Raw genomic sequence first — 15503 nt, forward strand, 5'->3', positions numbered from 1 at the left:
TTGAAAACTAGATAACAGTGTAGCTCATATTTTTTTAATTTTAGTTTGGTTAAGTTAGAAAGGGCGCACGGTGGATGCCTTGACACTAGGAGTCGATGAAGGACGGGACTAACGCCGATATGCTTCGGGGAGCTGTAAGTAAGCTTTGATCCGAAGATTTCCGAATGGGGAAACCCACTATACGTAATGGTATGGTATCCTTACCTGAATACATAGGGTATGGAAGACAGACCCAGGGAACTGAAACATCTAAGTACCTGGAGGAAGAGAAAGCAAATGCGATTTCCTGAGTAGCGGCGAGCGAAACGGAATCTAGCCCAAACCAAGAGGCTTGCCTCTTGGGGTTGTAGGACATTCTATACGGAGTTACAAAGGAACGAGGTAGACGAAGCGACCTGGAAAGGTCCGTCACAGAGGGTAACAACCCCGTAGTCGAAACTTCGTTCTCTCTTGAATGTATCCTGAGTACGGCGGAACACGTGAAATTCCGTCGGAATCTGGGAGGACCATCTCCCAAGGCTAAATACTCCCTAGTGATCGATAGTGAACCAGTACCGTGAGGGAAAGGTGAAAAGCACCCCGGAAGGGGAGTGAAAGAGATCCTGAAACCGTGTGCCTACAAATAGTCAGAGCCCGTTAATGGGTGATGGCGTGCCTTTTGTAGAATGAACCGGCGAGTTACGATCCCGTGCGAGGTTAAGCTGAAGAGGCGGAGCCGCAGCGAAAGCGAGTCTGAATAGGGCGTTTAGTACGTGGTCGTAGACCCGAAACCAGGTGATCTACCCATGTCCAGGGTGAAGTTCAGGTAACACTGAATGGAGGCCCGAACCCACGCACGTTGAAAAGTGCGGGGATGAGGTGTGGGTAGCGGAGAAATTCCAATCGAACCTGGAGATAGCTGGTTCTCCCCGAAATAGCTTTAGGGCTAGCCTTAAGTGTAAGAGTCTTGGAGGTAGAGCACTGATTGAACTAGGGGTCCTCATCGGATTACCGAATTCAGTCAAACTCCGAATGCCAATGACTTATCCTTAGGAGTCAGACTGCGAGTGATAAGATCCGTAGTCAAGAGGGAAACAGCCCAGATCGCCAGCTAAGGTCCCAAAGTGTGTATTAAGTGGAAAAGGATGTGGAGTTGCTTAGACAACTAGGATGTTGGCTCAGAAGCAGCCACCATTTAAAGAGTGCGTAATAGCTCACTAGTCGAGTGACTCTGCGCCGAAAATGTACCGGGGCTAAATACACCACCGAAGCTGCGAATTGATACCAATGGTATCAGTGGTAGGGGAGCGTTCTAAGTGCAGTGAAGTCAGACCGGAAGGACTGGTGGAGCGCTTAGAAGTGAGAATGCCGGTATGAGTAGCGAAAGACGGGTGAGAATCCCGTCCACCGAATGCCTAAGGTTTCCTGAGGAAGGCTCGTCCGCTCAGGGTTAGTCAGGACCTAAGCCGAGGCCGACAGGCGTAGGCGATGGACAACAGGTTGATATTCCTGTACCACCTCTTTATCGTTTGAGCAATGGAGGGACGCAGAAGGATAGAAGAAGCGTGCGATTGGTTGTGCACGTCCAAGCAGTTAGGCTGATAAGTAGGCAAATCCGCTTATCGTGAAGGCTGAGCTGTGATGGGGAAGCTCCTTATGGAGCGAAGTCTTTGATTCCCCGCTGCCAAGAAAAGCTTCTAGCGAGATAAAAGGTGCCTGTACCGCAAACCGACACAGGTAGGCGAGGAGAGAATCCTAAGGTGTGCGAGAGAACTCTGGTTAAGGAACTCGGCAAAATGACCCCGTAACTTCGGGAGAAGGGGTGCTTTCTTAACGGAAAGCCGCAGTGAATAGGCCCAAGCGACTGTTTAGCAAAAACACAGGTCTCTGCGAAGCCGTAAGGCGAAGTATAGGGGCTGACACCTGCCCGGTGCTGGAAGGTTAAGGAGAGGGGTTAGCGTAAGCGAAGCTCTGAACTGAAGCCCCAGTAAACGGCGGCCGTAACTATAACGGTCCTAAGGTAGCGAAATTCCTTGTCGGGTAAGTTCCGACCCGCACGAAAGGTGTAACGATTTGGGCACTGTCTCAACCAGAGACTCGGTGAAATTATAGTACCTGTGAAGATGCAGGTTACCCGCGACAGGACGGAAAGACCCCGTGGAGCTTTACTGTAGCCTGATATTGAATTTTGGTACAGTTTGTACAGGATAGGCGGGAGCCATTGAAACCGGAGCGCTAGCTTCGGTGGAGGCGCTGGTGGGATACCGCCCTGACTGTATTGAAATTCTAACCTACGGGTCTCATCGACCCGGGAGACAGTGTCAGGTGGGCAGTTTGACTGGGGCGGTCGCCTCCTAAAGTGTAACGGAGGCGCCCAAAGGTTCCCTCAGAATGGTTGGAAATCATTCGTAGAGTGCAAAGGCATAAGGGAGCTTGACTGCGAGACCTACAAGTCGAGCAGGGACGAAAGTCGGGCTTAGTGATCCGGTGGTTCCGCATGGAAGGGCCATCGCTCAACGGATAAAAGCTACCCCGGGGATAACAGGCTTATCTCCCCCAAGAGTCCACATCGACGGGGAGGTTTGGCACCTCGATGTCGGCTCATCGCATCCTGGGGCTGTAGTCGGTCCCAAGGGTTGGGCTGTTCGCCCATTAAAGCGGTACGCGAGCTGGGTTCAGAACGTCGTGAGACAGTTCGGTCCCTATCCGTCGTGGGCGCAGGAAATTTGAGAGGAGCTGTCCTTAGTACGAGAGGACCGGGATGGACGCACCGCTGGTGTACCAGTTGTTCTGCCAAGGGCATAGCTGGGTAGCTATGTGCGGAAGGGATAAGTGCTGAAAGCATCTAAGCATGAAGCCCCCCTCAAGATGAGATTTCCCATAGCGTAAGCTAGTAAGATCCCTGAAAGATGATCAGGTTGATAGGTTCGAGGTGGAAGCATGGTGACATGTGGAGCTGACGAATACTAATAGATCGAGGACTTAACCATATAATATGAAGCAAATGTTATCTAGTTTTGAAGGAATATACCTTCATAGTTTGGTGATGATGGCAGAGAGGTCACACCCGTTCCCATACCGAACACGGAAGTTAAGCTCTCTAGCGCCGATGGTAGTTGGGACCTTGTCCCTGTGAGAGTAGGACGTCGCCAAGCAAAAACCTAAGTCGTTTCGACTTAGGTTTTTTTGTGTTTATTTTTATTTACCGAAGGTTAAAATCCATAAATTTAATAACCCTAAAGAAGAAAAAAGAATGAAATAGAGGCAGTTTAAAATAATGGTAATGATTTTTTGTGCTCCGGATTTTTCGAATGCTCCTAAAATAATCCCTAAGAATAGGAAAGATTATTTCTATCATAATAATGAGAGTAGAAAAAATGGGGTGATATAAATAAGCATTCAATAATTACAGCAATTACTGTGATAGAGAAAAATAAATAGGATAATAGCACAGTAATTTTTTTCACGGTTATTCCTCCTTTGAAATTAAATCGTTATAATATAGGTTCTATCGATGTATAGAACACAAGAGAGTATATATATTGATTAAAACATACTGAAGTATTATATAAATAGTTATACATAAAATAGATCTCTAGAAATATATATTCTAATTCCCTTTCCTTCTTGCATATAGTTGCAATTCTTCTTTTGAATATAACTAAAACACGAACGTTATCGATGACTAATAAAAAAACATTCGATTATTTATTGACATTGTTTATGAAATATTGTTAATATAGCCATAGAAACAATAATATATAAGACCTCATATAATCGCGGGGATATGGCCTGCAAGTCTCTACCTAACGACCGTTATTCGTTAGACTATGAGGGAAAGTCACTCGGTATTTTTCTATTCACAAGGGATACGTATGCCTGAGTAGAGCACTTTCTCTCATAGTAAAAGAGAAACTGTTCTATTTCAGGCTTTTTTTATTTGAATCGGGGGGATTCTAATATGAAATCACTAGTTGGAGTCATAATGGGAAGCACGTCAGACTGGGAAACAATGAAATATGCTTGTGACATTTTAGATGAATTAAATATACCGTATGAGAAAAAAGTTGTATCCGCTCATCGGACTCCGGATTATATGTTTGAATATGCAGAAACAGCTCGTGAACGTGGATTAAAAGTTATTATTGCTGGAGCCGGTGGAGCAGCGCATTTACCAGGAATGGTTGCAGCGAAGACAAATCTTCCTGTAATTGGTGTTCCAGTTCAATCAAAGGCGTTAAACGGCCTAGATTCGTTATTATCCATTGTCCAAATGCCAGGAGGGGTTCCAGTTGCAACTGTTGCAATTGGTAAGGCTGGTTCAACGAATGCTGGATTACTTGCTGCACAAATACTTGGATCATTTCATGATGATATACATGATGCATTAGAGTTGAGACGAGAAGCTATTGAGAAAACTGTGCGTGAAGGTAGTGAGCTAGTATGACGAGAATCATTTTACCTGGAAAAACAATCGGCATTATTGGAGGCGGCCAGCTTGGAAGAATGATGGCGTTGGCAGCTAAGGAAATGGGTTATAAAATTGCTGTTTTAGATCCTACAAAGCATTCACCATGTGCACAAGTTGCTGATGTTGAAGTCGTTGCACCATATGACGATCTAAAAGCAATTCAGCATTTAGCAGAGATAAGCGACGTTGTCACATATGAATTTGAGAATATTGATTATAGATGTTTACAATGGCTTGAAAAACATGCTTACTTACCACAAGGTAGTCAGTTGTTAAATAAAACGCAAAATCGTTTTACAGAAAAGAATGCAATTGAAAAAGCTGGGTTACCAGTAGCAGCGTATAGATTGGTTCAAAATCAAGATCAACTTACAGAAGCAATTAAAGAGTTATCTTTCCCTTCTGTCTTAAAAACAACGACAGGTGGATACGATGGTAAAGGGCAAGTGGTTTTAAAGAGTGAAGCTGATGTTGTGAGAGCAAAAGAACTTACTAATAAAGCAGAGTGCATTCTAGAAAAATGGGTGCCTTTTGAAAAAGAAGTATCAGTTATTGTAATTCGTAGTGTAAGTGGTGAAACTAAAGTATTTCCGGTAGCGGAAAATATTCATGTAAATAATATTTTGCATGAATCTATCGTTCCAGCCCGCATTACAGAAGAACTTTCTCAAAAAGCAATTGCTTACGCAAAGGTACTTGCGGATGAACTAGAACTTGTGGGAACACTAGCGGTAGAGATGTTTGCTACAGCTGACGGTGAGATTTACATTAATGAATTAGCACCAAGACCTCACAATTCAGGACACTATACACAGGATGCATGTGAAACGAGTCAATTTGGTCAACATATTCGAGCAATCTGTAATTTACCTCTTGGAGAAACAAATTTGTTAAAACCAGTTGTCATGGTAAACATTTTAGGCGAACATATAGAAGGGGTCCTAGGACAAGTGAATAGACTAACCGGGTGCTATTTACACTTGTATGGAAAAGAAGAAGCAAAAGCGCAGCGAAAAATGGGGCATGTTAATATTTTAAATGATAATATTGAAGTCGCTCTAGAAAAAGCGAAGAGTTTGCATATTTGGGACCATCAAGAACAACTGTTGGAGGGAAAAAGATGATTAATCGTTATACACGCCCTGAAATGGGTGCGATTTGGACGGAAGAGAACAAATTTAAAGCGTGGTTAGAAGTTGAGATTTTAGCGTGTGAAGCATGGGCTGAGCTTGGCGATATTCCAAAAGAAGATGTGAAAAAAATTCGTGAACATGCAACATTTGATATTGATCGTATTTATGAAATTGAAAAAGAAACACGTCATGACGTAGTTGCTTTCACTCGTGCTGTATCAGAAACACCAACATTAGGCGAGGAACGTAAATGGGTTCATTACGGTTTAACATCTACAGACGTAGTAGATACAGCGTTATCTTATATCTTAAAACAAGCAAATGAAATCTTGTTAAAAGACTTAGAAAACTTTGTTAGCATTTTAGCTAATAAAGCGAAAGAGCATAAATACACGATTATGATGGGAAGAACACACGGTGTACATGCAGAGCCAACAACATTTGGTTTAAAACTTGGTCTTTGGTATGAAGAAATGAAACGTAACGTAGAGCGTTTCAAACAAGCTGCTGATACAGTTCGCGTTGGTAAGTTATCTGGTGCGGTTGGTACATATGCAAATATTGATCCATTCGTAGAAAAGTATGTTTGTGAAAACTTAGGATTAGAAGCAGCACCAATTTCAACACAAACATTGCAACGTGATCGTCATGCACATTACATGTCAACACTTGCACTAATCGCAACATCTGTTGAAAAGATGGCAGTTGAGATTCGTGGTTTACAAAAGAGTGAAACACGTGAAGTTGAAGAGGCTTTCGCAAAAGGTCAAAAAGGTTCTTCTGCAATGCCGCATAAACGTAATCCAATTGGATCTGAAAATATGACTGGTTTAGCTCGTGTTATCCGCGGTTATATGATGACAGCTTACGAGAATGTTCCGTTATGGCATGAGCGTGATATCTCTCACTCTTCTGCAGAACGCGTAATTTTACCAGATGCTACAATCGCGTTAAATTACATGTTAAATCGCTTTGGTAATATCGTTAAAAACTTAACTGTATTCCCAGAGAATATGAAACGCAATATGACAAGAACATACGGCTTAATTTACTCTCAACGCGTAATGCTTACACTAATTGACAAAGGTCTGGTACGTGAAGAAGCTTATGATATCGTACAGCCTAAAGCAATGGAAGCTTGGGAAACACAAGTACAATTTAAAGAGCTTGTAGAATCTGACGAGCGTATTACAAGTAAGTTAACGCAAGAAGAAATTAACGAATGTTTCAATTATGAACATCATATGCAACACGTTGATACAATCTTTGAACGCCTTGGATTAAACGAAGCGTAAAATTTCATATGGCACAGAATAGAGTCATTCTGTGCCATTCTTTATAAAAATATTATTCACATTTTTCAAACTACAGGGGGCTTGCGAAATGCAAAAGCTAGAATTGCTGTATGAAGGTAAGGCAAAAAGAATTTATCGTACAGAAGCAGCAGATATGGTTTGGGTAGAGTACAAAGATAGTGCGACTGCTTTCAATGGGGAGAAAAAAGCGACAATTACAGGAAAAGGTCGTTTGAACAATGAGATTACAACTTTATTGTTCAGAAAGTTACAAGAAGTTGGAATTAAAACACACTTTGTGGAGAAGTTATCTGATACAGAACAACTTGTCAAAAAGGTGAGTATTATTCCATTAGAAGTTGTCACAAGAAACGTAATTGCAGGCAGTCTTTCAAAAAGACTAGGAATGGAAGAAGGAACTGCTCTTACAACACCAATCGTAGAATTTTACTACAAAGATGATGATTTAGGAGATCCACTTGTAACGGAAGATCATATTCGTTTGTTAAATGTTGCAACACCAGAGCAAGTAAGCGTATTACGAGATGCAGCTCTACAAATCAATCAAGTGTTGATTGAGCATTTCGCAAGCTGTCGTGTAAGATTAGTAGATTTTAAATTAGAGTTTGGCGTAACAGAAGAAGGGGAAATCATATTAGCAGATGAAATTTCACCAGATACTTGCCGTTTATGGGATGAAACGAGCAATGAAAAATTTGATAAAGATGTATTCCGTCGTGATCTTGGGAATTTAACAGAAGCATATGAAGAAATTTTAAAACGTTTAGGGGGAGCTTCACATGTATAAAGTTAAGGTATATGTAACGTTAAGAGAAAGTGTATTAGATCCACAAGGAACTGCGGTAAAGGGAGCACTTCATAGTCTTTCATTTACAGAAGTACAAGACGTTCGAATCGGAAAATATATGGAATTAACAATTGATAAATCAGTATCTGATCTGGATAGCAAGGTAAAAGAAATGTGTGAAAAATTATTAGCAAACGTTGTAATGGAAGACTTCCGTTATGAAGTTGAGGAGGTTGTCGCACAGTGAAATTTGCAGTCATAGTATTCCCAGGTTCGAACTGTGATGTCGATATGTTCCATGCAATTAAAGATGAGCTTGGTGAAGAAGTAGATTACGTTTGGCACGATAGAGAGAATTTAGATGAATATGATGCAATTTTACTACCAGGTGGATTCTCTTACGGTGACTATTTACGTTGTGGTGCTATTTCTCGCTTTGCTAACGCAATGAAAGCAGTGCAAAAAGCTGCTGAGCAAGGAAAGCCAATTTTAGGTGTATGTAATGGATTCCAGATTCTTGTTGAATCAGGATTACTACCAGGAGCATTAATGAGAAACGAAAACTTGAAATTTATGTGCCGTACGGTTCAGTTACGTGTTGAAAATAATGAAACGATGTTTACATCACAATATGAAAAAGATGAAGTAATTAATATTCCAATTGCACATGGCGAAGGAAATTACTATTGTGATGAAGCGACTCTTAAACAATTAGAAGAGAATAATCAAATCGCATTCCGTTACGTAGAAAATCCGAATGGAAGCGTTTCAGATATTGCGGGTATTGTAAATGAAAAAGGAAATGTTCTTGGTATGATGCCACACCCAGAGCGTGCTGTAGATGAATTACTTGGCGGTGCTGAAGGTTTAAAAGTCTTTCAATCTATCTTAAAACAGTGGAGGGAAACATATGTCGTTAATGCTTGAGCCAAATCCAACACAAATTAAAGAAGAGCGTATATATGCGGAAATGGGGCTAACAGACGAAGAGTTTGCCATGGTTGAAAAGATTTTAGGCCGTTTGCCGAATTATACAGAAACGGGACTATTCTCTGTTATGTGGTCTGAACATTGTAGTTATAAAAATTCAAAGCCAGTTCTTCGTAAGTTTCCAACGACAGGTGAGCGTGTCTTACAAGGACCTGGAGAAGGCGCTGGAATTGTAGATATCGGTGATAATCAAGCGGTGGTATTTAAAATGGAAAGTCATAACCATCCTTCTGCAATTGAGCCATATCAAGGGGCAGCAACAGGTGTCGGTGGTATTATTCGCGATGTATTCTCTATGGGCGCACGTCCGGTAGCTCTATTAAACTCACTTCGTTTCGGTGAATTACAATCACCACGTGTGAAATATTTATTCGAAGAAGTGGTAGCAGGAATCGCAGGATACGGTAACTGCATCGGTATTCCTACTGTTGGTGGAGAAGTACAGTTTGATCCATGTTATGAAGGAAATCCACTTGTAAATGCAATGTGTGTAGGCCTAATTAATCATGAAGATATAAAAAAAGGGCAAGCACATGGTGCTGGTAATACAGTAATGTACGTAGGAGCATCAACTGGTCGTGATGGTATTCACGGTGCAACATTCGCATCTGAAGAGTTATCTGAAAGCTCAGAAGCGAAGCGTCCGGCAGTTCAAGTAGGGGATCCATTTATGGAGAAACTTCTTATTGAAGCATGTTTAGAACTTATTCAGTCTGATGCACTTGTTGGAATTCAAGATATGGGAGCTGCTGGTTTAACATCATCTTCTGCAGAAATGGCAAGTAAAGCAGGTATGGGTATTGAAATGTACTTAGATGATGTACCGCAGCGTGAAACTGGAATGACTCCATATGAAATGATGTTATCTGAATCACAAGAGCGTATGTTAATCGTTGTGAAAAAAGGTAGAGAGCAAGAAATAGTAGATTTATTTGAAAAGTATGGTCTTGCAGCAGTTACGATGGGGAAAGTAACTGAAGATAAAATGCTTCGCCTATTCCATAAAGACGAAATGGTAGCTGAAGTACCGGCGGATGCTCTTGCAGAAGAAGCACCAATTTATCATAAACCGTCAAAAGAAGCAGCATACTTTGCTGAGTTCCAGCAGATGAAAATGGAAACACCAAAAGTAGAAGATTATAAAGAAACGTTATTATCTTTATTACAACAACCAACGATTGCAAGTAAAGAGTGGGTATATGATCAATATGATTATCAAGTGCGCACTAGCACAATCGTTACACCAGGTTCAGATGCAGCGGTTATACGCGTACGCGGCACAGAAAAAGGATTAGCAATGACGACAGATTGTAACTCTCGCTACATTTATTTAGATCCAGAAGTGGGCGGTAAAATTGCAGTAGCAGAGGCAGCACGTAATATCGTATGTTCTGGCGGGGAGCCACTTGCAATTACAGATTGCTTAAACTTCGGTAACCCAGAAAAACCAGAGATCTTCTGGCAAATTGAGAAATCAGTAGACGGTATGAGTGAAGCTTGCCGCAAGTTACAAACACCAGTTATCGGCGGGAATGTATCAATGTATAACGAGCGTAGTGGTGAAGCTGTATATCCAACACCAACTGTTGGGATGGTTGGACTTGTACACGATTTAAAACACGTAACAACACAAGAATTTAAACAAGCTGGCGATTTAGTTTATGTAATTGGAGAGACGAAAGCTGAGTTTGGTGGAAGTGAATTACAGAAAATGATCTACGGAAAAATTTTCGGTCAATCACCAAGCATCGATCTAGATGTAGAATTAAAACGCCAAAAGCAAGTACTAGCAGCAATTCAAGCTGGCCTTGTTCAATCTGCACATGATGTTGCAGAAGGTGGTTTAGCAGTTGCAATTACTGAAAGTGCAATTGGTGCTAACGGTTTAGGTGCTACTGTGAAATTAGACGGAGAAGCAACAGCAGTATTATTTGCAGAATCACAATCGCGCTTCGTTATAACCGTAAAACGTGAAAATAAAGAAGCATTTGAGAAAGTGGTTGAAGCAATTCAAGTTGGAGAAGTGACAAATACAAATGAAGTAACAATTCATAATGAAGAAAATGAAGTATTACTTACAGCAAATGTAGATGAAATGAGAAAGGCTTGGAAAGGGGCAATCCCATGCTTGCTGAAATAAAGGGGTTAAATGAAGAATGTGGCGTTTTTGGAATTTGGGGGCATGAAAATGCAGCACAAGTTTCGTACTACGGATTGCACAGTTTGCAGCACCGTGGGCAAGAGGGCGCAGGCATTGTTGTAAATAATGGGGAAAAAATCATCGGTCACAAAGGGTTAGGTTTAATATCAGAAGTGTTTTCAAGAGGTGAGCTAGAGGGATTAAACGGGAAATCAGCAATTGGACACGTACGATATGCAACAGCTGGTGGAAGTGAAGTTGCTAACGTTCAACCATTATTATTCCGTTTTTCCGATCATAGCATGGCGTTAGCTCATAACGGAAATTTAATTAATGCAAAAATGCTTCGTCGTGAATTAGAGGCAGAGGGAAGTATTTTTCAAACAAGTTCAGATACAGAAGTACTTTTACACCTCATTAAGCGTAGTACAAAAGATTCTTTAATTGATAGTGTAAAAGAGGCTCTAAATAAAGTGAAAGGTGCGTTTGCATATCTTTTACTAACTGGAAATGAAATGATCGTTGCGCTAGATCCAAATGGATTCCGTCCTCTTTCAATTGGAAAGATGGGGGATGCTTACGTTGTAGCATCGGAAACATGTGCTTTCGATGTAGTTGGTGCAACATACATTCGTGATGTAGAACCTGGTGAATTGCTTATTATCAATGATGAAGGAATTCACGTAGATCGTTTTACAAATGAAGTAGACCATGCGATTTGCAGTATGGAATACATTTACTTTGCACGTCCAGATTCTAATATAGCTGGTATTAATGTTCATGCAGCACGTAAAAACATGGGGAAACGTTTAGCGGCGGAAGCTCCTATTGAAGCTGATGTTGTTACTGGTGTACCAGACTCTAGTATTTCAGCAGCAATTGGTTATGCGGAGGCGACAGGAATTCCGTATGAGTTAGGGTTAATTAAAAATCGTTACGTTGGACGTACGTTTATTCAACCTTCTCAAGAACTGCGTGAGCAAGGGGTTAAGATGAAGCTTTCAGCAGTAAGAGGCGTAGTTGAAGGAAAACGAGTTGTTATGATTGACGATTCTATCGTAAGAGGAACGACAAGTAAACGAATTGTTCGTATGCTTCGCGAGGCTGGAGCGACAGAAGTCCATGTAAGAATTGCTTCACCACCTCTTAAGTATCCATGCTTCTATGGCATTGATATTCAAACGAGAAAAGAATTAATCGCAGCAAATAATTCAATAGAAGAAATCCGTCAAATCATCGGAGCAGATTCACTAACATTTTTAAGTGAAGATGGATTAGTAGATGCAATTGGACGCCCATATGAAGGAAAATACGGTGGTCTATGTATGGCTTACTTCAATGGAGACTATCCAACAGCTCTTTATGATTATGAGCAAGAGCTTTTAGAAAGTATGAAATAAGAAGAAAAAAGCTTCTACTTCTTTTGATGTAGAAGCTAGCTTCTTTCTTAAAACGGCCGCCCTGGATGGGGAGAAATTAAAAGACGAGGTGTAAAAAACGATGGCGAATGCATATAAGCAAGCAGGAGTAGATATTGAAGCTGGATATGAAGCGGTATCTCGCATGAAAAAACACGTACAAACAACTATGAGAAAAGAAGTGCTAGGCGGTTTAGGCGGTTTTGGAGGTATGTTTGATCTATCAAAATTTGCATTAGAAGAACCTGTATTAGTATCTGGAACAGATGGCGTGGGAACGAAATTGATGCTCGCTTTTATGGCAGATAAACATGACACAATTGGTATTGATGCAGTAGCAATGTGTGTAAATGATATTGTTGTCCAAGGAGCAGAGCCGCTTTTCTTCCTTGATTATATTGCTTGTGGTAAAGCTGAACCTAGTAAAATTGAAAACATCGTCAAAGGTATATCAGAGGGCTGTCGCCAAGCTGGTTGTGCATTAATTGGTGGAGAAACAGCTGAAATGCCAGGAATGTATTCTACGGAAGAATACGATTTAGCTGGTTTTACAGTTGGAATTGTTGATAAAAAGAAAATTGTAACAGGTGAAAAAATTGAAGCTGGTCACGTATTAATTGGCTTAGCATCTAGCGGTATTCATAGTAACGGTTATTCTTTAGTACGAAAAGTATTACTAGAAGATGGAGAACTATCTTTAGACCGTATTTACGGCCGCCTAGAACTACCTCTTGGTGAAGAATTATTAAAACCAACGAAAATTTATGTCAAACCTATTTTAGAACTATTGAAGAAACATGAAGTATACGGTATGGCGCATATTACAGGTGGCGGGTTCATTGAAAATATTCCACGTATGTTGCCAGAAGGAATCGGTGCGGAAATTGAATTAGGATCTTGGCAAGTTCAACCGATCTTCAGTTTACTTCAAGAAGTCGGAAAACTAGAAGAGAAAGAAATGTTCAATATTTTTAACATGGGTATTGGTATGGTAGTAGCAGTAAAGGAAGAAGAGGCAAAAGATATTGTTCGTCTTCTTGAGGAACAAGGCGAGAAAGCTCATATTATTGGACACACTGTACAAGGGTCTGGTGTTACCTTTATTGAGGGAACTGAAGTATGAGTAGATTAGCAGTTTTTGCTTCTGGGAGCGGCTCTAACTTTCAATCTCTCATTAATGCGGTAGAAGACAAAATATTGGATGCAGATATTAGTTTATTAGTATGTGATAAACCAGAGGCACGCGCTATTGGACGGGCACACTATCACCATATTCCGTGTTTTTCCTTTTCAGCGAAAGCATATGAGTCAAAAGAAGCATTTGAAAAAGAGATATTAAAAAAACTAGAAGAGTATGAAATTGATTATGTTATTTTAGCTGGATATATGCGTTTAATTGGAACGACTTTACTAGAAGCGTACGGCGGGAAAATTATTAATATTCATCCATCACTACTACCGAGTTTTCCAGGGAAAGATGCTGTTGGTCAAGCGTTAGAAGCGGGTGTGAAAGTAACCGGAGTAACGATTCACTATGTAGATGCAGGTATGGATACAGGTCCAATTATTGCGCAAGAAGCAGTAGTTGTTTCTGAAGGGGATACGAGAGAAAGCTTACAAAAGAAAATTCAACAAGTTGAACATAAATTATACGTAAATACAGTGAATCAAATTGTTCAGTCTGTGAAAAAACCAACTGTTAACTAACATACAACCAGGGGTGAAGGATAAATGAAAAAGCGTGCATTAGTAAGTGTTTCAGATAAAACAGGAGTAGTAGAATTTGTTAAAGGTTTACTTGAACAAGGGATTGAAGTTATTTCAACAGGTGGTACGAAAAAATTATTAGAAGAAAACGGCTTGCAAGTAATTGGTATTTCTGAAGTAACTGGTTTCCCAGAAATTATGGATGGTCGTGTAAAAACATTACATCCAAATATTCATGGTGGTCTATTAGCAGTTCGTGATAATGAAATGCATGTAGCGCAAATGAATGAATTAGGTATTCAACCAATTGACTTTGTTGTTGTTAACTTATACCCATTTAAAGAAACAATCGCTAAGCCTGATGTAACATTTGCTGATGCAATTGAAAATATTGATATCGGTGGCCCAACAATGATTCGCTCTGCTGCGAAAAATCATAAATTTGTATCGGTAGTTGTAGATCCAGTAGATTATGATGTTGTATTAGCAGAACTGAAAGAGAACGGTGAAGTAACAGAGGGAACGAAACGTAAATTAGCAGCGAAAGTATTCCGTCATACAGCGGCATATGATGCGTTAATTTCTAACTACTTAACAGAGCAAATGGGCGAAGAAAGCCCAGAAACATTAACAGTGACATTTGAGAAAAAACAAGATTTACGCTATGGCGAAAATCCACATCAAAAAGCAACGTTCTATAAAGCGCCATTCGCAGCAACGTCTTCTGTTGCATACGCAGAACAATTACATGGTAAAGAATTATCTTATAACAATATCAACGATGCGGATGCAGCACTTAGCATCGTGAAAGAATTTACAGAACCAGCAGTAGTAGCGGTAAAACATATGAATCCATGTGGTGTTGGAGTAGGAACTGATATTCATGAAGCATATACTCGTGCTTATGAAGCGGATCCAGTATCAATCTTCGGCGGTATTATTGCAGCAAATCGTGAAATTGATAAAGCTACAGCAGAAAAGTTACACGAAATTTTCTTAGAAATTGTTATCGCTCCTTCGTTCTCGCAAGAAGCTTTAGAAGTGTTGCAAAGTAAGAAGAACTTACGCTTACTAACTGTAAATATTGAAAAAGCGACAAGTGCAAGCAAAAAACTAACTTCTGTACAAGGTGGTCTTCTTGTTCAAGAAGAAGATACGTTATCATTAGATGAGGACGCAATTTCAATTCCAACGAAACGTGAACCATCAGAGCAAGAATGGAAAGATTTAAAACTAGCTTGGAAAGTTGTAAAACATGTGAAATCAAATGCAATTGTTTTAGCGAATGATAACATGACAGTTGGTGTAGGCGCGGGACAGATGAACCGTGTAGGTTCTGCAAAAATCGCAATCACACAAGCTGGCGAAAAAGCACAAGGTAGCGCACTTGCATCTGATGCTTTCTTCCCAATGCCAGATACAGTAGAAGAAGCAGCAAAAGCTGGAATTACAGCAATCATCCAACCAGGCGGATCGATTCGTGATGAAGATTCTATTAAAATGGCAGATGCGTATGGGATTACTATGGTGTTCACTGGCGTACGTCATTTCAAACACTAATA

At 40.5% G+C, this 15503-nt stretch carries 11 protein-coding genes, 2 rRNA genes, 1 pseudogene and 1 riboswitch; of the genes and pseudogenes, 13 read left to right on the forward strand and 1 reads right to left on the reverse strand.

What is annotated here, in order from left to right:
• The first annotated feature begins 47 nt into the window (after positions 1–47).
• Positions 48–2969: ribosomal RNA gene (locus tag LCF45_RS01715) — 23S ribosomal RNA — on the forward strand.
• Positions 2970–3018: 49 nt separating this feature from the next.
• Positions 3019–3134: ribosomal RNA gene (rrf, locus tag LCF45_RS01720) — 5S ribosomal RNA — on the forward strand.
• A gap of 43 nt (positions 3135–3177) precedes the next feature.
• On the opposite strand, the pseudogene LCF45_RS01725 reads toward rrf, so the two are convergent.
• Positions 3178–3446 (reverse strand): annotated as a pseudogene (locus tag LCF45_RS01725) (hypothetical protein).
• Between the two features lie 282 nt (positions 3447–3728).
• Positions 3729–3830: riboswitch (purine riboswitch) on the forward strand.
• Positions 3831–3940: 110 nt separating this feature from the next.
• Between LCF45_RS01725 and purE the strand changes: the two are divergent.
• The 11 genes from purE (at position 3941) to purH (ending at position 15501) form a co-directional block, all read left to right on the forward strand.
• A complete protein-coding gene (gene purE / locus LCF45_RS01730; RefSeq protein ID WP_002010008.1) occupies positions 3941–4426 on the forward strand; it encodes a 5-(carboxyamino)imidazole ribonucleotide mutase in 486 nt (161 codons plus the stop codon).
• Entirely contained in the window at positions 4423–5574 is a 1152-nt protein-coding gene (gene purK, locus LCF45_RS01735; protein WP_002124865.1) for a 5-(carboxyamino)imidazole ribonucleotide synthase, read from the forward strand. Before purE ends, purK begins: the two co-directional genes overlap by 4 nt.
• Complete coding sequence (gene purB, locus LCF45_RS01740) at positions 5571–6878, forward strand: adenylosuccinate lyase (protein WP_002124866.1); 1308 nt, start codon at positions 5571–5573, stop codon at positions 6876–6878. The genes purK and purB overlap by 4 nt, the downstream gene beginning before the upstream one ends.
• 88 nt (positions 6879–6966) lie before the next feature.
• A complete protein-coding gene (gene purC, locus LCF45_RS01745; protein ID WP_002010014.1) occupies positions 6967–7686 on the forward strand; it encodes a phosphoribosylaminoimidazolesuccinocarboxamide synthase in 720 nt (239 codons plus the stop codon).
• Complete coding sequence (gene purS / locus LCF45_RS01750) at positions 7679–7933, forward strand: phosphoribosylformylglycinamidine synthase subunit PurS (RefSeq protein WP_000278823.1); 255 nt, start codon at positions 7679–7681, stop codon at positions 7931–7933. Before purC ends, purS begins: the two co-directional genes overlap by 8 nt.
• A complete protein-coding gene (purQ, locus tag LCF45_RS01755; RefSeq protein WP_000666771.1) occupies positions 7930–8613 on the forward strand; it encodes a phosphoribosylformylglycinamidine synthase subunit PurQ in 684 nt (227 codons plus the stop codon). The genes purS and purQ overlap by 4 nt, the downstream gene beginning before the upstream one ends.
• Positions 8597–10816, forward strand: a complete 2220-nt coding sequence (gene purL, locus LCF45_RS01760; RefSeq protein ID WP_002124868.1) for a phosphoribosylformylglycinamidine synthase II — start codon at positions 8597–8599, stop codon at positions 10814–10816. Before purQ ends, purL begins: the two co-directional genes overlap by 17 nt.
• A complete protein-coding gene (gene purF / locus LCF45_RS01765) occupies positions 10801–12216 on the forward strand; it encodes an amidophosphoribosyltransferase (protein ID WP_002124870.1) in 1416 nt (471 codons plus the stop codon). Before purL ends, purF begins: the two co-directional genes overlap by 16 nt.
• 100 nt (positions 12217–12316) lie before the next feature.
• Positions 12317–13357, forward strand: a complete 1041-nt coding sequence (purM, locus tag LCF45_RS01770; protein ID WP_002010019.1) for a phosphoribosylformylglycinamidine cyclo-ligase — start codon at positions 12317–12319, stop codon at positions 13355–13357.
• Positions 13354–13941, forward strand: coding sequence for a phosphoribosylglycinamide formyltransferase (gene purN / locus LCF45_RS01775; RefSeq protein ID WP_002124872.1), 588 nt, complete (start codon positions 13354–13356; stop codon positions 13939–13941). Before purM ends, purN begins: the two co-directional genes overlap by 4 nt.
• Positions 13942–13965: 24 nt before the next feature.
• The gene (gene purH, locus LCF45_RS01780; protein ID WP_002124873.1) at positions 13966–15501 is read left to right on the forward strand and encodes a bifunctional phosphoribosylaminoimidazolecarboxamide formyltransferase/IMP cyclohydrolase; all 1536 of its coding nucleotides are present in this window, start codon (positions 13966–13968) and stop codon (positions 15499–15501) included.
• Positions 15502–15503: the final 2 nt, after the last annotated feature.

It is taken from the genome of Bacillus sp. 41-22 (assembly GCF_025809295.1).
Classification (GTDB): domain Bacteria; phylum Bacillota; class Bacilli; order Bacillales; family Bacillaceae_G; genus Bacillus_A; species Bacillus_A mycoides.

Bases quoted from the DNA above. Each gene is read 5' to 3' on its own strand.
- purC (WP_002010014.1), top strand. From the start codon at position 6,967: ATGCAAAAGCTAGAATTGCTGTATGAAGGTAAGGCAAAAAGAATTTAT.
- purF (WP_002124870.1), top strand. From the start codon at position 10,801: ATGCTTGCTGAAATAAAGGGGTTAAATGAAGAATGTGGCGTTTTTGGA.
- purK (WP_002124865.1), top strand. From the start codon at position 4,423: ATGACGAGAATCATTTTACCTGGAAAAACAATCGGCATTATTGGAGGC.
- purM (WP_002010019.1), top strand. From the start codon at position 12,317: ATGGCGAATGCATATAAGCAAGCAGGAGTAGATATTGAAGCTGGATAT.
- purH (WP_002124873.1), top strand. From the start codon at position 13,966: ATGAAAAAGCGTGCATTAGTAAGTGTTTCAGATAAAACAGGAGTAGTA.
- purE (WP_002010008.1), top strand. From the start codon at position 3,941: ATGAAATCACTAGTTGGAGTCATAATGGGAAGCACGTCAGACTGGGAA.
- purB (WP_002124866.1), top strand. From the start codon at position 5,571: ATGATTAATCGTTATACACGCCCTGAAATGGGTGCGATTTGGACGGAA.
- purL (WP_002124868.1), top strand. From the start codon at position 8,597: ATGTCGTTAATGCTTGAGCCAAATCCAACACAAATTAAAGAAGAGCGT.
- purS (WP_000278823.1), top strand. From the start codon at position 7,679: ATGTATAAAGTTAAGGTATATGTAACGTTAAGAGAAAGTGTATTAGAT.
- purN (WP_002124872.1), top strand. From the start codon at position 13,354: ATGAGTAGATTAGCAGTTTTTGCTTCTGGGAGCGGCTCTAACTTTCAA.